This window comes from Pseudomonas sp. RV120224-01b, assembly GCF_003208145.1.
Classification (GTDB): Bacteria; Pseudomonadota; Gammaproteobacteria; order Pseudomonadales; family Pseudomonadaceae; genus Aquipseudomonas; species Aquipseudomonas monteilii.
In genome coordinates this window covers 344,514-362,277 of the sequence record NZ_QKMQ01000001.1, presented here as the reverse complement: position 1 = coordinate 362,277, position 17,764 = coordinate 344,514, and the positions used below count along the sequence as shown (strand labels likewise).

Genomic DNA, 17,764 nt, shown 5'->3' with positions numbered 1-17,764 from the left:
GTACCAGATTGAAATGAGCCGGCATTATAGCCTTGGGGCTGCTTTGCAGCCCATCGCCGGCAAGCCAGCTCCCACAGGGATCGCATCGACCTCAAGGCCTGTGCAGTCCCTGTGGGAGCTGGCTTGCCGGCGATGGGCCGCAAAGCGGCCCCCTTCAATCAATGGGCAAAAATGGATCCCCCCTCTTTACCCACCATCTTCTCCGGCTTGATCAGGAACCGCGCCAGCGCCGGCAGCAGCCACAACGCACCAAACATGTTCCACAGCAGCATGAAGGTCAGCATCAACCCCATGTCAGCCTGGAACTTGATCGCCGAGAAGATCCAGGTGCACACGCCAATGGCCAGGCACAAGCCGGTGAACAACACTGCTTTACCGGTCGAGCGCAGGGTCTGGTAATAGGCCTCCTGCAACGGCAGCCCGGCCCGCAAGAAGCTTTCCAGGCGGCTGTAGATGTAGATGCCGTAGTCCACACCAATACCCACACCCAACGCCACCACCGGCAGGGTCGCCACCTTCACCCCGATACCCATGTAGGCCATCAGCGCGTTGCCCAGCACCGAGGTCAACACCAAGGGCAGCACAATGCACAGGGTGGCGGCAAACGAGCGGAAGGTGATCAGGCACATTACCGCCACGCAGATGTACACCAGAATCAGGATGGTCAGCTCGGCCGACTTGATCACTTCGTTGGTCGCCGCCTCGATCCCGGCGTTACCCGCCGCCAGCAGGAACTGCAGGCCTTCCTTGTTGTGGCTGTCGGCAAACGCCTTGGCCACGGCAGTGACTCGCTCCAGGGTCTCGGCCTTGTGATCGTTGAGGAACACCAGCACCGGCGCCAGCGAGCAGTCGCCGTTGTAGAGGCCATCGGCACGGGCAATGGAGTTGTTGAGGATGTCCGGGTTACGCGACAGGGTCTCCCATTTCAGGCTGCCCTCGTTCATGCCCTTGATCACCTGCTTGGACACAGTCACCAGGGAAATCGCCGACTGCACGCCCGGGGTGTTCTGCATGGTCCACATCAGCTCGTCGATCGGCGCCATGGTCGAGTGGATCGAGCACTGCTCCGGCGGGGTCTTGACCATGATCACCAGCACGTCAGAGCTGGTGGAGTAGTTGCTGATGATGAAGCTGTTGTCCTGGTTGTAGCGCGAATCGGGGCGCAGCTCTGGCGCGCCCTGGTCGAGGTCGCCGATTTTCAGGTTCTGGCTGTACCACAGGCCACCGGCAAAGGCGACCAGCGCCAGCACCACCGACACCGGCGCCACCTTGGCACTGGCAAAGTTCGACAGCAGGCGCCAGAACGGGTGTTCGCGGGTGGCGTCCTTCTTGCTGCGTTCGATGGCTTTCTTGCTGATACCGACGTAGGAAATGGCCACCGGCAGCAGGATCAGGTTGGTGAACACGATCACCGCCACGCCGATGGAGGCGCCGATGGCCAGCTCGCGGATCACGCCAATGTCGATGATCAACAGGGTGATGAAGCCTACGGCGTCGGCGAGGATGGCGATCATCCCCGGCAGGAACAGCTGGCGGAAGGTACGCCGCGCCGCCGTGAGGGCGTTATCCGCGTCGCTCGACTGCAAGGCGATGCCATTGATCTTCTGCACCCCGTGGGAAATGCCGATGGCGAAGATCAGGAACGGCACCAGCATCGAGTACGGGTCCAGGCCAAAGCCCACCGCATGCATCAGCCCCAGCTGCCACACCACTGCCACCAGGGTGGTGATGAGCACGGCGATGGTGCTGCGGATGCACCAGGTGAACCAGTACAACAGCACCCAGGTGATCGCCAGAGCAACGCCGAAGAACATTGCCACCATCACCAGGCCGTCGATCAGGTCGCCAACTTTCTTGGCGAAGCCGACGATGTGTACCTTCACGTTGGGGTTCTGGGCCTGGAACTTGTCACGGATCTTTTCTTCCAGCAGGTGCGAGAACTGCTGGTAGTCCAGCTTCACCTGCTTGCCCGGGTCTTGCGGGTCGGGGTAGCTCTCCAGCAGCGGCACATCGACAATGCTGGACTTGAAGTTGTTGCCCACCAGCCGCCCTACCTGGCCCGACTTGAGCACGTTGTCGCGCAGGGTGTCGAGGCTGTCCTGCGAACCGTTGTAGGTGTTGGGGATTACCTCACCACCGGAAAAACCCTCTTCGGTGACCTCACTCCAGCGCACGCTGGGGCTCCACAGCGATTTGAGCCCGGCACGGTCGACACCCGGGATGTAGAACACCTCGTCATGGACCTGGCGCAGGGTCTCCATGTAGTCCTTGTCGAAGATGTCGCCGTTCACTGCCTCGACCGAGATGCGCACGGTGTTGCCGAGGTTGGCCAGGTCGTTGCGGTGTTCCATCATCTGCTCGATGAACGGGTGCTGCAGCGGGATCATCTTCTCGAAGCTGGTGGAGGGGCGAATCTGCGTGGCCTGCCAGAACAGGAAAATGCTCACCAGGACGCACAGGGCGATGACCACGGGGCGGTTGTTGAAGATCAGGCGTTCGAGCAGCGTGGCCTTGTCCTGGTGGTGCGGGTGCATGGTAATGCTCTCCCTGCTGGTCATCGGCTTGCCCCCTCGGCCCCTTGGGCATCCGCCAGGTGTACACCGCCCTGCCCTACCAGCAGCAGGCCACCGTTGGCCAGGCCGCTGACGCCGGCCAGGGCGATACGGTCGGCACGGTTGTACACGCTGAAGGTCTGGCCGCCATCGGTACTGCGCAGCACGCTGCCGCCGTTGCCGACCAGCACCAAGGTGCCATCATCGAGAAGCGTAGCGCTTGCCAGGCCGAATTCGAGGTTGCCGCGCGCGGCCTTGAGTTCGATCGGCTGCCAGCTGTCACCAAAATCGGTGGAACGGAACAGGTTGCCGCGCAGGCCGTAAGCCAGCAAGGTGTGCGGCTGCGCGGTGCCAATCACGCCGAACAGCGAGCCCTCGTACGGGCCTTCGACCTTGGCCCAGGTCTGGCCGTTGTCGGCGGAGCGGAACATGCCGCCCTGCTCGCCCACGATGAACAGGCCGGCATCACGCACTCGGGTAATGCCGTTCAGGTGAAGCTGGTCGGGGTTGTCCAGGCGCTCGGCCACGTCCTGCCAGTGCTGGCCGCCGTCGGTGGTTTCCAGCAAGGCGCCGTAGGCCCCCACGGCAAAGCCGTGCCGGGCGTCGAGGAAAGCGACATCGAGCAAGGGCGCTTCGCGGGCGAGGTCTTCAAACTGCTTGTTCCAGGTGGCCCCGCCGTCGCTGCTGGCGAGGATTTGCGAATCGTGGCCGACGGCCCAGCCGCGTTTGTCGTCGAGGAAGAACACGGCGGTGAGCAGTTGCCGGGTGGGCACGCGGGCCTGGGTCCAGGTGCTGCCCTGGTCGTCGGAGAACAGGATGTGACCCCGATCGCCCACCACCACCAGGCGGTTGCCGGCATGGGTGGCGCCGATCAGCAGGCTTTGGCTGGCCTTGGCGGATTCGGTGGAGTATTCGTCGGCGGCGGCGGCCTGGGCGCTGTCGGCCCACACCCCCAATGCCAGTGCCAGCACTGCGCTGGCTGCCCATGGCCAGGCACCGCGCCTGGCTGGCGCCTGTAGCTGTTCCCTCATGACTGCCCCCTGTTGTGTTCTTCTTGGTGGGTCAATGCACTGCAGGCACTGCGAAAAGCCTGATCTAGAGGCCTGCAATAGCTTGAGGGGATCGTAGCGGGGATGTTTGCGGGATTACAACGGGCGGGGTGTTATGTTTTGTTGTCGGCCTTGTATAGCTGGGGCCGCTGTGCGGCCCATCGCCGGCAAGCCAGCTCCCACAGGTACTGCACAGGCCTTGAAGGCAGTGGAGTACCTGTGGGAGCTGGCTTGCCGGCGATGGGCTGCACAGCAGCCCCAAGATCTACCAGGCTTACGCCAGGCTCTTGCTCACCACTTCATACACATCACTGGACAGCTCACCCGAAGCCAGAATCCGCTCCAGCTCACCCTTCATCAGGGCCTGACGCGCGTCATCATACTTGCGCCAGCGGGTCAGCGGCGCCAGCTGGCGCGAGGCAATCTGCGGGTTCAGCGCATTCAGCTCGATCACCAGGTCCGCCAGGAAGCGATAGCCCGAACCATCCGCCGCATGGAAGTTGACCAGGTTCTGCCCGGCAAAGGCACCCACCAGCGCACGGACCTTGTTCGGGTTCTTCAGGGTGAACGCCGGGTGCTGCATCAGCGCCTTGACCCGCGCCAGCCCGCCCGGCAGCGCACTGGCCGCCTGGACGCTGAACCACTGGTCCATGACCAGCGGGTTGTCCTTGAAGTGCTCGGCAAAGGTTTCCAGCGCCTTGGCCCGCTCGGCTTCGAACGGCGAATTGACCAGCACCGCCAACGCCGTCAGGCGCTCGGTCATGTTGTCGCACTGGTCGAACTGCTCCAGGGTCGCTTCCAGCACTTGCGGCTTGCCACTCTGCATCAGGTACGACAGGGCGATGTTCTGCAGGCTGCGGCGTGCAAAGTGTTCGGCAGAGGCTACGTAGGCGGTTTTGCGCGACACTTCGCGGTTGGCCTTGTAGCGCGCCCACAGGGCGTCGAACAGCTGATCGGCGATCTGCTGGCGGGCGAACTCGCGAGCGGCGTGGATGGCATCCACGTCGGCCACCTGGCTGATCTCGGTGAGGTAAGCCTCTCCCGGCAGCGAGAGCATTTCGGCCACCATGGCCGGGTCTAGCGCTTCGTTGCCCAACACGGTGCCCAGGGCGGTGATCAGACGCTGGTCAAGCTTGAGCGCTTCGCCACGCTGGTGCTGGCCAATCAGCTCTTGCAGCACCTGCACCGACAGTTGCTGGCCCGCTTCCCAGCGGTTGAAGCCGTCGCTGTCGTGCTGCATCAGGAACATCAGCTGGTCGCGGTCGTAAGGGAAGCTCAGTTTCACCGGGGCGCTGAAGCCACGCAGCAGCGATGGCAGCGGCTTGGCCTGGATACCCTGGAAGGTGAAGGTTTGCTCGGCCTCGGTCACCGACAGTACGCGACCGGTACCGCCAGCAGCCGCTTCACCGGCCAGGCGCAGCGGCAGGTCATTGCCTTCGGCGTCCAGCAGGCCCAGTTCCACCGGGATCACGAACGGCAGTTTTTCGGCCTTGTCCGGGGTTTGCGGGCAGCTCTGGCGGAAGGTCAGGCTGTAGGTCTGCGCAGCAGCGTCATAGGCTTCGCTGACTTCCAGGCGCGGTGTACCGGCCTGGCTGTACCAGCGCTTGAACTGGGTGAAGTCGACACCATTGGCGTCTTCCATGGCCTTGATGAAGTCGTCGGTGGTCACCGCCTGGCCATCATGGCGTTCGAAGTACAGGTCGCTGCCCTTGCGGAAACCTTCGGCGCCCAGCAGGGTGCGGACCATGCGCACCACTTCGGCGCCCTTCTCGTACACGGTCAGGGTGTAGAAGTTGGAGATTTCGATGAAGCTGTCCGGGCGCACCGGGTGGGCCATGGGACCGGCGTCTTCGGCGAACTGGTGGGTACGCAGGTAGGCGACGTCTTCGATACGCTTGACCGTGCGCGAGTTCATGTCGGCACTGAACTCGGCATCGCGGAACACCGTGAAGCCTTCTTTCAGCGACAGCTGGAACCAGTCACGGCAGGTGACGCGGTTGCCCGACCAGTTGTGGAAGTACTCGTGGGCGACCACGCCTTCGACGCGCTGGTGCGCGGCATCGGTAGCGGTTTCGGCACGGGCCAGCACACAGCTGGAGTTGAAAATGTTCAGGCCCTTGTTTTCCATGGCGCCCATGTTGAAGTCGTTGACCGCAACGATCATGAAGATGTCCAGGTCGTACTCACGGCCATAGACTTCTTCGTCCCAGCGCATGGACTTCTTCAGGCTGACCATGGCGTGGTCGCACTTGTCGATGTTCTCGGGCTCGACGTAGATGCGCAGGGTCACGTCCCGGCCAGACTGGCGGGTGAAGGTGTCCTCGACGCACCACAAGTCACCGGCCACCAGCGCGAACAGGTAGGCCGGCTTCATGAACGGGTCTTCCCAGGTCGCCCAGTGGCGGCCATCTTCTGCCGGCCCGCTGCCGATCGGGTTACCGTTGGACAACAGCACCGGGTAGCGATGCTGCTCGGCGATCACCGTGGTGGTGAAGGTGCTCATGACGTCCGGGCGGTCGAGGTAGTAGGTGATCTTGCGGAAGCCCTCGGCCTCGCACTGGGTGCAGAACATCTTGCCCGACTTGTACAGGCCTTCCAGCGCGGTGTTGCTTTCGGGGTGGATCTTCACACTGGTGTCGAGGGTGAAGCGCTCGGCCTTGGGGTGCACGGTCAGGCTGTCGACGTCCAGCTGATAGTCAGCCGCGTGCAGTTCCTGGTCATCCAGCGAAGCGCGCAGCAACTCCAGTTGCTGGCCATCGAGCACCAGTGGCGGCAGCCCGGCACCGCGCGCCGGGTTGCGGCGCATCACCAGTTGCGCGTGAACCAGGGTGTGGTCCTCGAACAGCTCGAAGGTCAGGTGCGTCTCGTCGATCAGGTACTCGGGCGCCTGGTAATCCTTCAGGTAGATCACTTGCGGTTGTTCGGTACGCATGTAGAGGTCCTTTTACTGGAGCACGGCCAGCTGGTAGGCCGTGTACTTGCGAATATTGATCACACCGGTGTCGAAGATCAGGTACTGGCCCTTGATACCCAGTAGCGTGCCTTCGGCCACCGGATCTTTGTCGAGGTTGAAGCTGACGATCTTTTTCGGGTAGGCCTCGACCGGGTAATTCATCTGTACCACTTCGGCGTCGGGCAGCGGCTGAATCGCCTGCAAGCCGAAACGCGCTTGCAGCTCACTCAAACCGTCGGCACAGGCATCGAAAATCTGGTCCCGAATGGCCGGCAGGTCGAGCACTTCGGCATCGCCCTTGAGCAGCGCACGCCAGTTGGTGCGGTCCGGCACCTGGCTGCGCAGCACGTCTTCGACCAGGCCGGACTGCTGGCGGGTGGCCACGCGCATGATCGGCAGGGCCTGGCTGGCACCCTGGTCGAGCCAGCGGGTGGGCAACTGGGTGGCGCGGGTGATGCCGACCTTGATCCCCGACGAGTTGGCCAGGTAGACCACGTGGTCGGTCATGCAGAACTGTTCGCCCCACGACGGCTCACGGCAGGTGCCGGCGTCGTAGTGGCATTTTTCCGGGGCCATGATGCACACGTCGCACTGGGCCAGCTTGGTCATGCACGGGTAGCAGTAACCCTGGCTGAAGCTGGTCTTGGTGCGCTTGCCGCAATGGCTGCAATGAATGGCGCCGAGGTATTCCAGGCGCAGGCGCTGGCCGATCAACGGGTTGACCGCCACCTGCGTGTCATCCAGGCGGAAGCTGTACTGCACCACGGGTGCCTGCAGGCTTACCGCCATTTTGCTCAACGAGCCACGAGCGAGTTCGATCAATGTACCGAGTCCGACTTGAACAGAATGTTGGGGATCGGCGCGGACTTGGACGCACACTCCTGCGGGCCCATGTAGCCGGTGCGCTGGTCTTCAGGCAGGTTCTTGATCTCCCAGGCGATAACGGCCTGCAGCGACAGCTCTTTCTGCTCGGCGGTGAGCTTGCGGCCATCCGACCATTTGCCGATTTCCACGGCCAGTTTCAGGCTCTCGTAGATTTCCGGGGTAATGTTTTCGATCATTTGCGCGAAAGTGGACATAGTGTCTCCTGATTCAAGCCGACAGTTTACGCCGGGCCAGCGCCCCGCCCAAGAGCCCGGTCAGGCATCCGATGAGCAGCCCGCCCACGTGGGCGGCGTTGGCGATCTGGCCAAGGCCCAGGGTGCCGACCACGCCGGTGAGGCATACCACCAGCCAGATCAGCATCATCACCAGCACGCCCTTGGGCAGGTTGAAGTAACGGTTGGGCGCCAGCCACTGGAACAGCCACACATGCCCAAGCAGGCCATACAGCACGCCGGACAGGCCGCCGAACAGGCTCGGCCCGCTGGTGTAGTGCTGGGCCAGGTTGGACACCAGGCTGAACAGCAGGGTCAGGCCCAGCAACATCCACGGGCCCTGGCGCAGTTCGATGCGTTTGCCCAGCTCCCAGTACCACAGGCTGTTCATGGCCAGGTGCAGCACGCCGAAGTGCAGCAGCATGGGCGAGACCAGGCGCCACCACTGGCCTGCGTCCAGGGTTTGCGCCAGCGGGCTGAAGTACAGGTAGTCGCCCTGGACGCGGAAGTCGAGGAAGGTGAACCAGCTGATGGTGGTGAAGTTGTCGCCCAGGCTGGTGAGGCCGGCGACGATGAAGCACAGCAGCAGGGTGATCGTCGTGATTTTGCAGGCTTTGGCTTGTTCCACCAGTGACGGCTGCGTCAGGCCATTCGCGGGTGAACCCGCTCCCACAGGGTCGGCGCTGGCTGGCAGGTCGGCGTTGCCGTCAGGGTAGCGCTGGTAGAGTTGCAGCACGTCTTCGGCGAGGGTGTCGGGGGCCCAGAGCACCTGGGCATCGCCCTCCTCGCTCACCCGATGCGGCACCTGCAGGCGCTGCAACAGGTGGATGAAGCCGCTGAGGTCGACCGACAGCGGCAGGCGCATCACTTCGATAATGTTCATTGGTTGGCCTGTGGGCGGTCGACGTCGACCCAGACGAACTTGTGCGGGTCGATGCGGGTTTCATCATCCAGCCGGTAGGCGACCAGCTTGCCGTAGAGCACGGCGCTGTAGTCCAGGCAGGCCAGGTTGGCGCGGATCGGCGCGGGGCGGCCGCTGCGCCAGTAATGGCCGACGAACAGAAGGGGCTCGTCTTCGTCGTAGCGCAACAAGGCGTTCTTCTGGCTGTGGCTGAGCGGGGTGCTGGCCACCTCTTCGGGCAGGGCATCGGGCTGGAACACGATGTCACCGTAGGTTTGCGGGTCTTCTTCCCAGAACTTGGTGCGGAAGAAGGCGCGGGTCAGGCCATCGCCGCCCGTCAGGGTCAGGCCGTCCGGCAGGCGCATGTCGGTGCCGCGCAACAGGCGGTTGCACACGGTAGCGGCAAAGCTATTGCTCACCGCCGAGGCCTGGATGAAGTGTTCATCGATGCGCCCGTCGGGGTACTGCTGGCGCAACGGCTCGATCAACCGCGGGTCCCAGCAGGCGTGCACCAGGCGGAAGCGCCCGGCGTCGACGAACAGCGGCATCTGGTAGAACCAGTTGACGAAGTCGTGCCAGTCGCCGGGGTGGTGGGCGAACTGGGTCAGGGTTTCATCGATCAGCCGAGCGTGGCGTGGCGTGTGCTCGCGTACATACGCCTTGCCGCTGCCGGGCAGCGCCGGGGTCACCCAGCCCAGGGCGTTGTACTCGTGGTTGCCCATGATGCACAACGCCTGGCCGGCCTCGACCATGTCGTGGACGATATGCAGCGCCTCGCGGATGCGTGGCCCACGGTCGACGATATCGCCAAGAAACAGCGCCATGCGCCGCGGGTGGCGCCACACGCCGGCCACGCGCTTGTAACCGAGGGCGTCGAGCAGGCGTTCAAGGGTCAGCGCACAACCGTGCACGTCACCGATGATGTCGAAACTTCGCGCCGGATCGAACATCAGTCGTCCCTGCTCCCCAGGCGGCTGCCCCAACCGAGCTTGGTGCGGCAGACCTCGTAGTAGTTGTGGTCCAGCGGGTGGATCAGGCGCAGCTTCTGCGGCTTCTTGCTGACCGTAATGGTGTCGCCGGGGGCGCAGGTGAAGTGGTTCTGGCCGTCACAGGACACTTGTGGGTAGATCTGCAGATCCTTCGACACCACGATCTTCAGCTCGCTGTTGCCGTCGACCACGATCGGCCGGCCCGACAGGGTGTGCGGGTACATCGGCACGATGACGATGGCGTCCAGCTTGGGGTGCATGATCGGGCCGCCGGCCGACAGCGCATAGGCGGTGGAGCCGGTGGGGGTGGCGACGATCAGGCCGTCGGCCTTCTGGCTGCAGACGAACTGGCCGTCGATGTAGATCTCGAACTCGATCATGCGCGTGGACTTGCCCGGGTGCAGCACCACGTCGTTCAGCGCATCGCCCTGGCCGATGGCTTCGTGGTGACGGCGCACTTCGGCCTGCAGCAAGAAGCGGTTTTCCACCAGGTAGTGGCCGTCGAGCACCTCGGCGACTTTTTCTTCCAGTTCGTCGGGGCGGATGTCGGTGAGGAAGCCCAGGTTGCCACGGTTGATGCCCAGCACCGGAATGTTGTGACGGGCCAGGGCGCGGGCAGCGCCCAGCAGGCTGCCGTCGCCGCCGACCACGATGACCAGGTCGCAGACTTCGCCCAGCAGCTTGCGGGTGGAGGTTTGCAGGCCATGCCCGGGCAGTACTTCGGCGATGGTGTCCTCGAGGATCACATGCAGGTGGCGCTCGAGGAGGAATTTTTTCAGTCGGCGAATGGTGTCGAGCACCTGCGAGCTGCCAAGGCGACCGATGATACCGATATTGCGAAATTGCTCCATGGGGCTCCTGCGAGGCTCTGCGGCGGGTGACGATGGGCCGATTATGGGCGAAACCACCGGGTAGCGGCAAACCGGCTATGCTCGCAGGATGACGCCATTCCTCCAGCTTCACGACCTGCCCCGGCAACTGCAGCGCCCCGCCGTGCGCGACCTGGCCTGGGCCATGCTGTCGCCGCCCCTGCTCAGCGCCCCGCCCTGCCCCCAGCGCCACCCGCTGGCGGGCAGCCTGTGGGCGCAGCAGCCGCAGCACCTTGAACAGTGGTTGCGCGCGCTGGATGAAGATGACCGGCCATTGCAAGACTGGCTGGCGAAGCTGGGCAGCCGGCGGCTGGGGCATTACTACGAACGCCTGTGGCAATTCGCCCTGGGCCAGGCGCCGGGCATCGAGCTGCTGGCAGCCAACCTGGCGATCCGAGATGCCGGGCGCACGCTGGGCGAACTGGATATGGTGTTGCGCGACCGTGACGGCGTGCACCACCTGGAACTGGCGATCAAGCTGTACCTGGGGCCGGAAGGCGCCGGGCACGACCCGCATGCCTGGCTGGGGCCTGGGTGCCATGACCGGCTGGGGAGCAAGCTTGCGCACCTGGCGGGGCATCAGTTGCCCATGTCGAACGGGGCCCACAGCCGCGAGCTGTTGACCGGGTTGGGGGTTGGCCAGGTGCAGGCCCATGTATGGCTGGGGGGCTATCTGTTCTACCCGTGGCCGGGGCATGCCGAGCCACCGACGGGCGCCAACCCGCAGCACTTGCGTGGGCGCTGGGTACGGAGGCGGGACTGGGTCATGGCCGAGGGTGAGCATTGGCAGCCATTGCAGCGGCATGCCTGGCTGGCACCGGCGCGGGTCGAGGCTGGTGAATGCTGGGCGGTGGAGCAGTTTGCCGCGTGGTTGCATGTGCTGGAGCGCCAGGCTCCGGCGCAGTTGCTGGTGAGGCTGGAGCAGGAGGCTGACGGTGCCTGGCAGGAGGTGGAGCGGGTGTTTCTGGTGGGTGATGACTGGCCACATATGCCCGGTACCTGATGTTACCTGTACCGGCCCTATCGCCGGCAAGCCAGCTCCCACAGGTACTGCATGGACCTCAGGCCCAACGCAGTACCTGTGGGAGCTGGCTTGCCGGCGATGACGCCAGACCAGGCAACACAATTTTCACAGACCCAGCGCAAAGATTTGTTCCCGGTAATCACTACAGTGATACCTGAGCGCCAGCAAGAGCGCCATTCCGACCTGATGACGAGGACCGATCATGGTTTCATCCACCCCCGCGACCCACTACGCGCGCCTGTCCATCGCCCTGCATTGGCTGATGCTGGTGCTGCTGGCCGCTGTCTACGCCCTTATCGAACTGCGCGGCCTGTTCCCTAAAGACAGCGTTGAACGCAACCTGATGAAAGACCTGCACTTCATGCTCGGGCTCAGTGTGTTCGTGCTGGTATGGCTGCGCCTGGCCGTGCGCCTGAGCCGCCCGACCCCGCCGATCGTACCCAAACCGCCGGCCTGGCAAACCGGGCTTGCGCACCTGATGCACCTGGCGCTGTACTTGCTGATGATCGGCCTGCCGCTGGCCGGCTGGCTGATCCTCAGCGCCGCCGACAAACCGGTGCCGTTCTTCGGCCTGGAGCTGCCACACCTGATCGGCCCGGACCCGGACCAGGCCAAGTTCATCAAGGGCTGGCATGAACGGGTTGGCAGCTGGGGTTACTGGCTGATCGGCCTGCACGCGCTGGCCGGGCTGTACCACCACTATGTGCAGCGCGACAACACGCTGCTGCGCATGCTGCCTTACAAGTAACCGCGCCGGCCCTGCAGGCCACCGGTGTGCACGACGATCAGGCGGGTGCCGGGCGCGAACAGCCCGGACCCGACCTGCTCACGCAATGCCAGCAGGGCCTTGCCGGTATACAGGGCTTCGAACGGTACGCCGCTGTGTTGCTCGCACTCGGCGATAAAGGCCAGCAGGTCATCATCGAACTTGCCGAAGCCGCCACGGCAGGCGTCGTGAAGCTGGTAGCCGTGGCCGCCGGCCAAGGCTGCCACCGTCTCGGGTACACCGTGGTCCCGGGGTACGGCCAATGCGCCATGTACGGCATGTGCGCCCGCCTCGGCCAGTACCAGGCCGGCCAACGTGGTACCGGTGCCAGCGGCCAGCCACCAGGCGTCGTAATCCGACCAGCCCAGTACCGCGATTTGTGAGCGCGCCTGCTCCATGATCAGGGCACAACCTTGTGCGCCGGCCAGCCCGCCGCCGCCTTCCGGAATGCAGTGCCAGCCGGGATAGCGGGCCTGCCACGGGGTCCAGAAGCCTGGTTCGTTGCGCGCGCGGTAGCCACCATAGCCCAGCCAGTGCAGTTCCATGCCCAATGCCTTCACGTCACGCACAGTGGGTGTGTCCTGGGCGTGACCCCGTAGCAGGCCGGCGGTGGCGAAACCGAAGCGCTTGCCGGCGGCGGCCAGGGCATGCAGGTGGTTGGAATGGTTGCCACCCAGGCTGATAAGGCCCGGGGCTTTGCTGGTTCTGGCTTGCTGCAGGTGATGGCGCAGCTTGAACCACTTGTTGCCGCTGATCAGTGGGTCGATCAGGTCCAGGCGCAGGATGGCGGCTTTGACCTGGGCTTGTTGCAGCCAAGGCAGGTTCAGGGGTTGCAGAGGGGCTTGGGGGAGGTCGAATACATGCATGGATCACAGTTTACAGGGAAATCCTGGGGGCGCTTCGCACCCCTTTCGCGACACAAGGCCGCTCCCACAGGACCGCATAACCTTTATGCCTAGCGCGGTCCCTGTGGGAGCGGCCTTGTGTCGCGAAAGGGCCGCGCAGCGGCCCCGGCAATCTCAGAGTTCGGCCGCCAACCTTGAACCCTGGTTGATCGCCCGCTTGGCATCCAGCTCAGCCGCCACATCCGCGCCACCAATCAGGTGCACCGACTGCCCCGCCGCCACCAACCCGTCCTGCAATTCACGCAGCGGATCCTGTCCGGCGCAGATCACCACGTTGTCCACCGGCAACACCTGCGGCTCGCCATCCGCCACACGAATGTGCAGGCCGGCATCGTCGATACCCAGGTACTCAACGCTATTGAGCATTTGCACCCGCTTGTTCTTCAGCCCGGTGCGGTGAATCCAGCCGGTAGTCTTGCCCAGGCCATCACCTACCTTGGACTTTTTGCGCTGCAACAGGTACACCTGCCGCGCCGGGGCATGCGGCTCAGCCTTGACCCCGGCCACACCACCGCGTGCTTCCAGGTGGGTATCGATGCCCCATTCCCTCCAGAACGCTTCACGGTCCTGGCTGGTGGCCACCCCCTGATGCACCAGGTACTCGGACACATCGAAGCCGATGCCACCCGCGCCAATCACCGCAACCGATTGGCCCACCGGCTTGCGCTCAAGCAGTACGTCGAGATAGCTGAGCACCTTGGCATGTTCGACACCGGGAATGGCCGGGGTACGTGGGGCAATACCGGTGGCCAGGATGATGTCATCGTAGCCACCGTCCACCAATGCCTGCACATCGACACGGGTATTCAGGTGCAAGTCCACGCCCGTGCTTTTCACCTTGTTGCGGAAGTAGCGCAGGGTTTCAAAGAACTCCTCCTTGCCCGGCACCCGCTTGGCGACGTTGAACTGCCCGCCAATCTCGCTGGCAGCGTCGAACAGGGTGACCGAATGGCCACGCTCAGCCGCCACGGTGGCCGCTGCCAGGCCCGCCGGGCCGGCCCCCACCACGGCAATGCGCTTCACGGCCCGTACAGGCAAGTAATTGAGCTCGGTTTCGTGGCAAGCACGGGGGTTGACCAGGCAGCTGGTCAGCTTGCCGCCAAAGGTGTGGTCCAGGCAGGCCTGGTTGCAGCCGATGCAGGTGTTGATCTCGTCGGCACGCCCGGCTGCCGCCTTGTTGACGAAATCCGGGTCGGCCAGGAATGGCCGGGCCATCGAGACCATGTCGGCATCGCCCTCGGCCAATACGGCCTCGGCCACCTCCGGGGTATTGATACGGTTGGTGGTGATCAGCGGAATGCTCACCACGCCACGCAGCTTGGCGGTGACCTTGCTGAAGGCTGCACGCGGCACCTTGGTGGCGATGGTCGGGATACGCGCTTCGTGCCAGCCGATGCCGGTGTTGATCAAGGTCGCGCCAGCCTGCTCGATGGCCTTGGCCAATAGCTCGATCTCGTCCCAGGTACTGCCACCTTCCACCAGGTCGAGCATCGACAGGCGGAAGATGATGATGAAGTTCGGCCCTACCGCACCACGCACCCGGCTGACGATGTCCACCGCCAGGCGCATACGGTTTTCATAACTACCGCCCCAACGGTCGGTACGGTGGTTGGTATGGGCAGCGAGGAACTGGTTGATGAAGTAGCCTTCCGAACCCATGATCTCGACGCCGTCGTAACCGGCACGCTGGGCCAGCACCGCGCAGTTGACGAAGTCGGCAATCTGCTTCTCGATGCCCGCCTCATCCAGCTCTTTGGGCTTGAACGGGTTGATCGGCGCCTGGATCGCACTGGGTGCCACTTGCCGTGGGCTGTAGGCATAGCGCCCGGCATGCAGGATCTGCAGGCAGATCTTGCCACCCGCGGCATGTACCGCATCGGTGACGATACGGTGCTTGTCGGCCTCCTCCTCGGTGCTGAGCTTGGCCGCACCGGAATACACCCCGCCTTCATCGTTGGGCGCAATGCCGCCCGTTACCATCAGGCCAACGCCACCACGGGCGCGCTCGGCAAAGTACGCCGCCATTCGCTCGAAACCGCCGGGGCGCTCTTCGAGGCCGGTGTGCATCGAGCCCATCAGGGTGCGGTTGCGCAAGGTGGTGAAGCCCAGGTCCAGCGGGGCAAGCAGGTGCGGGTAGCGGTCGGCGGCCATGGAAAGGTCCCCTGGTGGCGTGATCACGGTATGCAGGCACCTCACCGGTCAGCGGGGCCTGTCGTTTGTCTGTCAGCGACATTAAACAGCCGTTTGAATTGACTCAATGATTGAAACTGACAAGTTAATGATCAAAACAAACAGGAAGACCTCACGCTATGTCATGAATTGTAAAAATATTCTCATGAGCGTATTGAAAACGTAAATCAATTGTAAATAATTCGCATCCGATAATAACTACCAATTGGATGCTGCCTTCATGGTCAAAACCCGCCTCACCCGGCTGTCTCCCCTGTCGCTGCACCTGTGCCTCGGCGTCGCCGCTGCACTGCCAACCGGCGTACTGCGCGCCGAAACACTGGACCCGACGACACAGGAGGCTGCCAAGGATGGCGGCAAACACGTATCCCCCCCCATGGAGCTGTCAGCCACCAACGTCGAAAGCCAATGGCTGGGCGCCAGCACGGAAAACACCGGCAGCTATGCGCCGGGCACCACCACCATGGGCGGCAAGGGGCCGCAGAAACTGCGCGAAATTCCGCAATCGGTAACCGTCATCACCGATCAGCGCTTGCAGGACCAGCAACTGCGCAACATGGACCAGGTGATGAACCAGATGACCGGTGTTACCCGCAAGGAGGCATGGGCCAAGAACACCTATGTGTCCCGTGGCTTCGAAATCAACGATGTGCGCTATGAAGGTGGCGCCACGTCGAGCATGCTCGACAGCAGCCGCTACGAAGACCTTGCCCAGTTCGACAGCGTCGGCCTGTTGCGCGGTGCCGACGGTTTGTACGGTGCAGGTGAACCGGGCGGGGTGATCAACTTCAGCTACAAGCGCCCGTTGGCGCAGCCGCAGGTAAAAACCCTGACCTCGGCCGGTAGCTGGGACAACTACCGTGGCGAATTCGATGTAACCGGCCCTTTGGCAATGGATGGGCGCCTGCGCGGGCGCTATGTAGGCGTGCTGGAAGACAAACACAACTTCGTCGACTACGACCACAAGAAACGCAACCTCAATTATGTGTCGTTCGAGTTCGATGCCAGCGACGACACCCTGCTGTTCTTCGGTGCCAGCCACCAGCGTGACGACCTCAATGGCGTGCGCAACACCCTGGGCCGCTTCTCTGACGGCAGCGATCTGGGCTTGTCGCGCAGCACCAACCTGACCACGCCCTGGAGCTGGAACGATATCGAGAACACCACGGTGTTCGCCCGCCTCGACCAGCAACTGAGCGACAACTGGAAAGCCGTGGCCAACGTGCGCCACAACATCAACCGCAACGCGCAGAATGTGGTGGAGCTGGAAAACCCCATCGACCCGGCCACTGGCACCGGCGGCTCGTGGTGGAACAACCAGCATGATTTCAAAACCACCAACACCACCCTGGACCTGAACCTGCAAGGTTCGTTCGACGCGTTCGGCCACATGCACGACCTGACCGTAGGGGTGGACGGCAGCAAGCTCAAGAGCCGTGGTGGCAGCTACTGGAACTTCCTTTACGACGACCTGATCTTCTCGCCAACCCTGCCGGAGCGCTTCCCCACGGCCGAGAATTTCCCGGACACCAGCACCGATGTGCGCAAGGCAGGCGCCTACACCTCGCTGCGCATCCGCCCGGTGGACGACCTGTCGCTGATCATCGGTGGCCGCTACACGCTCATGGAAGACACCGAGTATGTCGGTGCCAATGGCCAGAAGCTCAACTCTATCGATGAGGACCGCCAGTTCGTGCCGTACTACGGCATCGTCTACGACCTCAGCGAAACCACCAGCCTGTATGCCAGCCACGCTGAAATCTACAAGTCGCAGGCTACCCTGCTGCAAGGTCCACCACCGGGCAGCAAGGCCCTGGAGCCGTTGACCGGCACCAACTACGAGGTCGGCATCAAGCAGGAGCTGGCTGACGGCAAGCTGCTGGCCAGCTTTGCCTTGTACCGTATCGAGAAGAAGGGCGAAGGCCAGATCGATCCCGACTACCCACGTCAGTGGGGGTCTGTCACCTCATGCTGCTATGTCGGCAATGGCTACCAGCTGAGCCAGGGCTTCGAACTTGAGCTGAACGGCGAAGTGCTGCCAGGGCTGCAAGTGGCGTTGGGCTATACCTACAACGCCAACGAGAACAAGCGCAAAGGCGATGCCCGCTTCAGCACCCATACCCCGCGCCACCTGTTCAAACTGTGGACCGACTACCGCTTCCAGCGCCTGCCGGCACTGAGCCTTGGCGCCGGGGTGATCGCCCAGAGCGAGCACAGCGAATCGGGCACCGTGGTGCCTTTGGGCGGTAGCGAATCGCTGGACTACTCCTTCGTGGAAAGCGGCTACGCCATCTACTCGGCACGTGCCGCGTATGATCTGGACGAACACTGGACCCTGGCCCTGAACGCCAACAACCTGTTCGACAAGACCTACTACAGCACCGTGTCTTCCACCGGCTATGGCAACCTGTATGGCGAGCCACGCAGCTTCCTGGTCAGCCTGAGCGGCAAGTTCTGATGCCGCCGCCG

General features: G+C 63.4%; 13 protein-coding genes. 3 read left to right on the top strand and 10 right to left on the bottom strand.

Features of this window, described 5'->3' with window-relative positions:
• Positions 1-158: 158 nt before the first annotated feature.
• The 8 genes from N436_RS01735 to N436_RS01700 form a co-directional block, all read right to left on the bottom strand.
• Positions 159-2,534 (bottom strand): RND family transporter, encoded by a 2,376-nt coding sequence (locus N436_RS01735; protein ID WP_105945310.1) that lies wholly within the window; start codon positions 2,532-2,534, stop codon positions 159-161.
• A 20-nt stretch (positions 2,535-2,554) separates the two neighbouring features.
• A complete protein-coding gene (locus N436_RS01730; RefSeq protein WP_110740264.1) occupies positions 2,555-3,583 on the bottom strand; it encodes a YCF48-related protein in 1,029 nt (342 codons plus the stop codon).
• Between the two features lie 292 nt (positions 3,584-3,875).
• Positions 3,876-6,533: an aminopeptidase N gene (gene pepN / locus N436_RS01725; protein ID WP_110740263.1), complete on the bottom strand. Its 2,658-nt coding sequence runs from the start codon at positions 6,531-6,533 to the stop codon at positions 3,876-3,878.
• A 12-nt stretch (positions 6,534-6,545) separates the two neighbouring features.
• Positions 6,546-7,376: a DUF2797 domain-containing protein gene (locus tag N436_RS01720; RefSeq protein ID WP_110740262.1), complete on the bottom strand. Its 831-nt coding sequence runs from the start codon at positions 7,374-7,376 to the stop codon at positions 6,546-6,548.
• On the bottom strand, positions 7,373-7,633 hold the full coding sequence (locus tag N436_RS01715; protein WP_016714809.1) for a YeaC family protein: 261 nt from the start codon (positions 7,631-7,633) through the stop codon (positions 7,373-7,375). Before N436_RS01715 ends, N436_RS01720 begins: the two co-directional genes overlap by 4 nt.
• 13 nt (positions 7,634-7,646) lie before the next feature.
• On the bottom strand, positions 7,647-8,534 hold the full coding sequence (locus N436_RS01710; protein WP_110740261.1) for a rhomboid family intramembrane serine protease: 888 nt from the start codon (positions 8,532-8,534) through the stop codon (positions 7,647-7,649).
• Complete coding sequence (locus N436_RS01705) at positions 8,531-9,502, bottom strand: metallophosphoesterase (RefSeq protein WP_105945315.1); 972 nt, start codon at positions 9,500-9,502, stop codon at positions 8,531-8,533. The genes N436_RS01710 and N436_RS01705 overlap by 4 nt, the downstream gene beginning before the upstream one ends.
• On the bottom strand, positions 9,502-10,392 hold the full coding sequence (locus N436_RS01700) for an NAD(+) kinase (protein WP_008090067.1): 891 nt from the start codon (positions 10,390-10,392) through the stop codon (positions 9,502-9,504). Before N436_RS01700 ends, N436_RS01705 begins: the two co-directional genes overlap by 1 nt.
• A gap of 88 nt (positions 10,393-10,480) precedes the next feature.
• On the opposite strand from N436_RS01700, the gene N436_RS01695 reads away from it, so the two are divergent.
• Both N436_RS01695 and N436_RS01685 read left to right on the top strand, forming a co-directional pair.
• A complete protein-coding gene (locus N436_RS01695) occupies positions 10,481-11,413 on the top strand; it encodes a DUF1853 family protein (RefSeq protein WP_110740260.1) in 933 nt (310 codons plus the stop codon).
• A gap of 223 nt (positions 11,414-11,636) precedes the next feature.
• Positions 11,637-12,182, top strand: coding sequence for a cytochrome b (locus tag N436_RS01685; protein WP_060498795.1), 546 nt, complete (start codon positions 11,637-11,639; stop codon positions 12,180-12,182).
• Here the strand turns inward: N436_RS01685 and N436_RS01680 are convergent.
• On the bottom strand, positions 12,173-13,066 hold the full coding sequence (locus N436_RS01680) for a 1-aminocyclopropane-1-carboxylate deaminase/D-cysteine desulfhydrase (protein WP_110740259.1): 894 nt from the start codon (positions 13,064-13,066) through the stop codon (positions 12,173-12,175). The two genes, N436_RS01685 and N436_RS01680, sit on opposite strands and share 10 nt — an antisense overlap.
• 153 nt (positions 13,067-13,219) lie before the next feature.
• Entirely contained in the window at positions 13,220-15,256 is a 2,037-nt protein-coding gene (locus N436_RS01675; protein ID WP_110740258.1) for an NADPH-dependent 2,4-dienoyl-CoA reductase, read from the bottom strand.
• A 259-nt stretch (positions 15,257-15,515) separates the two neighbouring features.
• Here N436_RS01675 and N436_RS01670 point away from each other — a divergent pair, with 259 nt between their 5' ends.
• Positions 15,516-17,753 (top strand): TonB-dependent siderophore receptor, encoded by a 2,238-nt coding sequence (locus N436_RS01670; protein WP_110740257.1) that lies wholly within the window; start codon positions 15,516-15,518, stop codon positions 17,751-17,753.
• Positions 17,754-17,764: the final 11 nt, after the last annotated feature.

Excerpts from the sequence above, each read along its gene's own strand:
- N436_RS01735 (WP_105945310.1), bottom strand. The coding sequence starts at position 2,534 with ATGCACCCGCACCACCAGGACAAGGCCACGCTGCTCGAACGCCTGATC.
- N436_RS01730 (WP_110740264.1), bottom strand. The coding sequence starts at position 3,583 with ATGAGGGAACAGCTACAGGCGCCAGCCAGGCGCGGTGCCTGGCCATGG.
- pepN (WP_110740263.1), bottom strand. The coding sequence starts at position 6,533 with ATGCGTACCGAACAACCGCAAGTGATCTACCTGAAGGATTACCAGGCG.
- N436_RS01715 (WP_016714809.1), bottom strand. The coding sequence starts at position 7,633 with ATGTCCACTTTCGCGCAAATGATCGAAAACATTACCCCGGAAATCTAC.
- N436_RS01710 (WP_110740261.1), bottom strand. The coding sequence starts at position 8,534 with ATGAACATTATCGAAGTGATGCGCCTGCCGCTGTCGGTCGACCTCAGC.
- N436_RS01705 (WP_105945315.1), bottom strand. The coding sequence starts at position 9,502 with ATGTTCGATCCGGCGCGAAGTTTCGACATCATCGGTGACGTGCACGGT.
- N436_RS01700 (WP_008090067.1), bottom strand. The coding sequence starts at position 10,392 with ATGGAGCAATTTCGCAATATCGGTATCATCGGTCGCCTTGGCAGCTCG.
- N436_RS01695 (WP_110740260.1), top strand. The coding sequence starts at position 10,481 with ATGACGCCATTCCTCCAGCTTCACGACCTGCCCCGGCAACTGCAGCGC.
- N436_RS01685 (WP_060498795.1), top strand. The coding sequence starts at position 11,637 with ATGGTTTCATCCACCCCCGCGACCCACTACGCGCGCCTGTCCATCGCC.
- N436_RS01680 (WP_110740259.1), bottom strand. The coding sequence starts at position 13,066 with ATGCATGTATTCGACCTCCCCCAAGCCCCTCTGCAACCCCTGAACCTG.
- N436_RS01675 (WP_110740258.1), bottom strand. The coding sequence starts at position 15,256 with ATGGCCGCCGACCGCTACCCGCACCTGCTTGCCCCGCTGGACCTGGGC.
- N436_RS01670 (WP_110740257.1), top strand. The coding sequence starts at position 15,516 with ATGGTCAAAACCCGCCTCACCCGGCTGTCTCCCCTGTCGCTGCACCTG.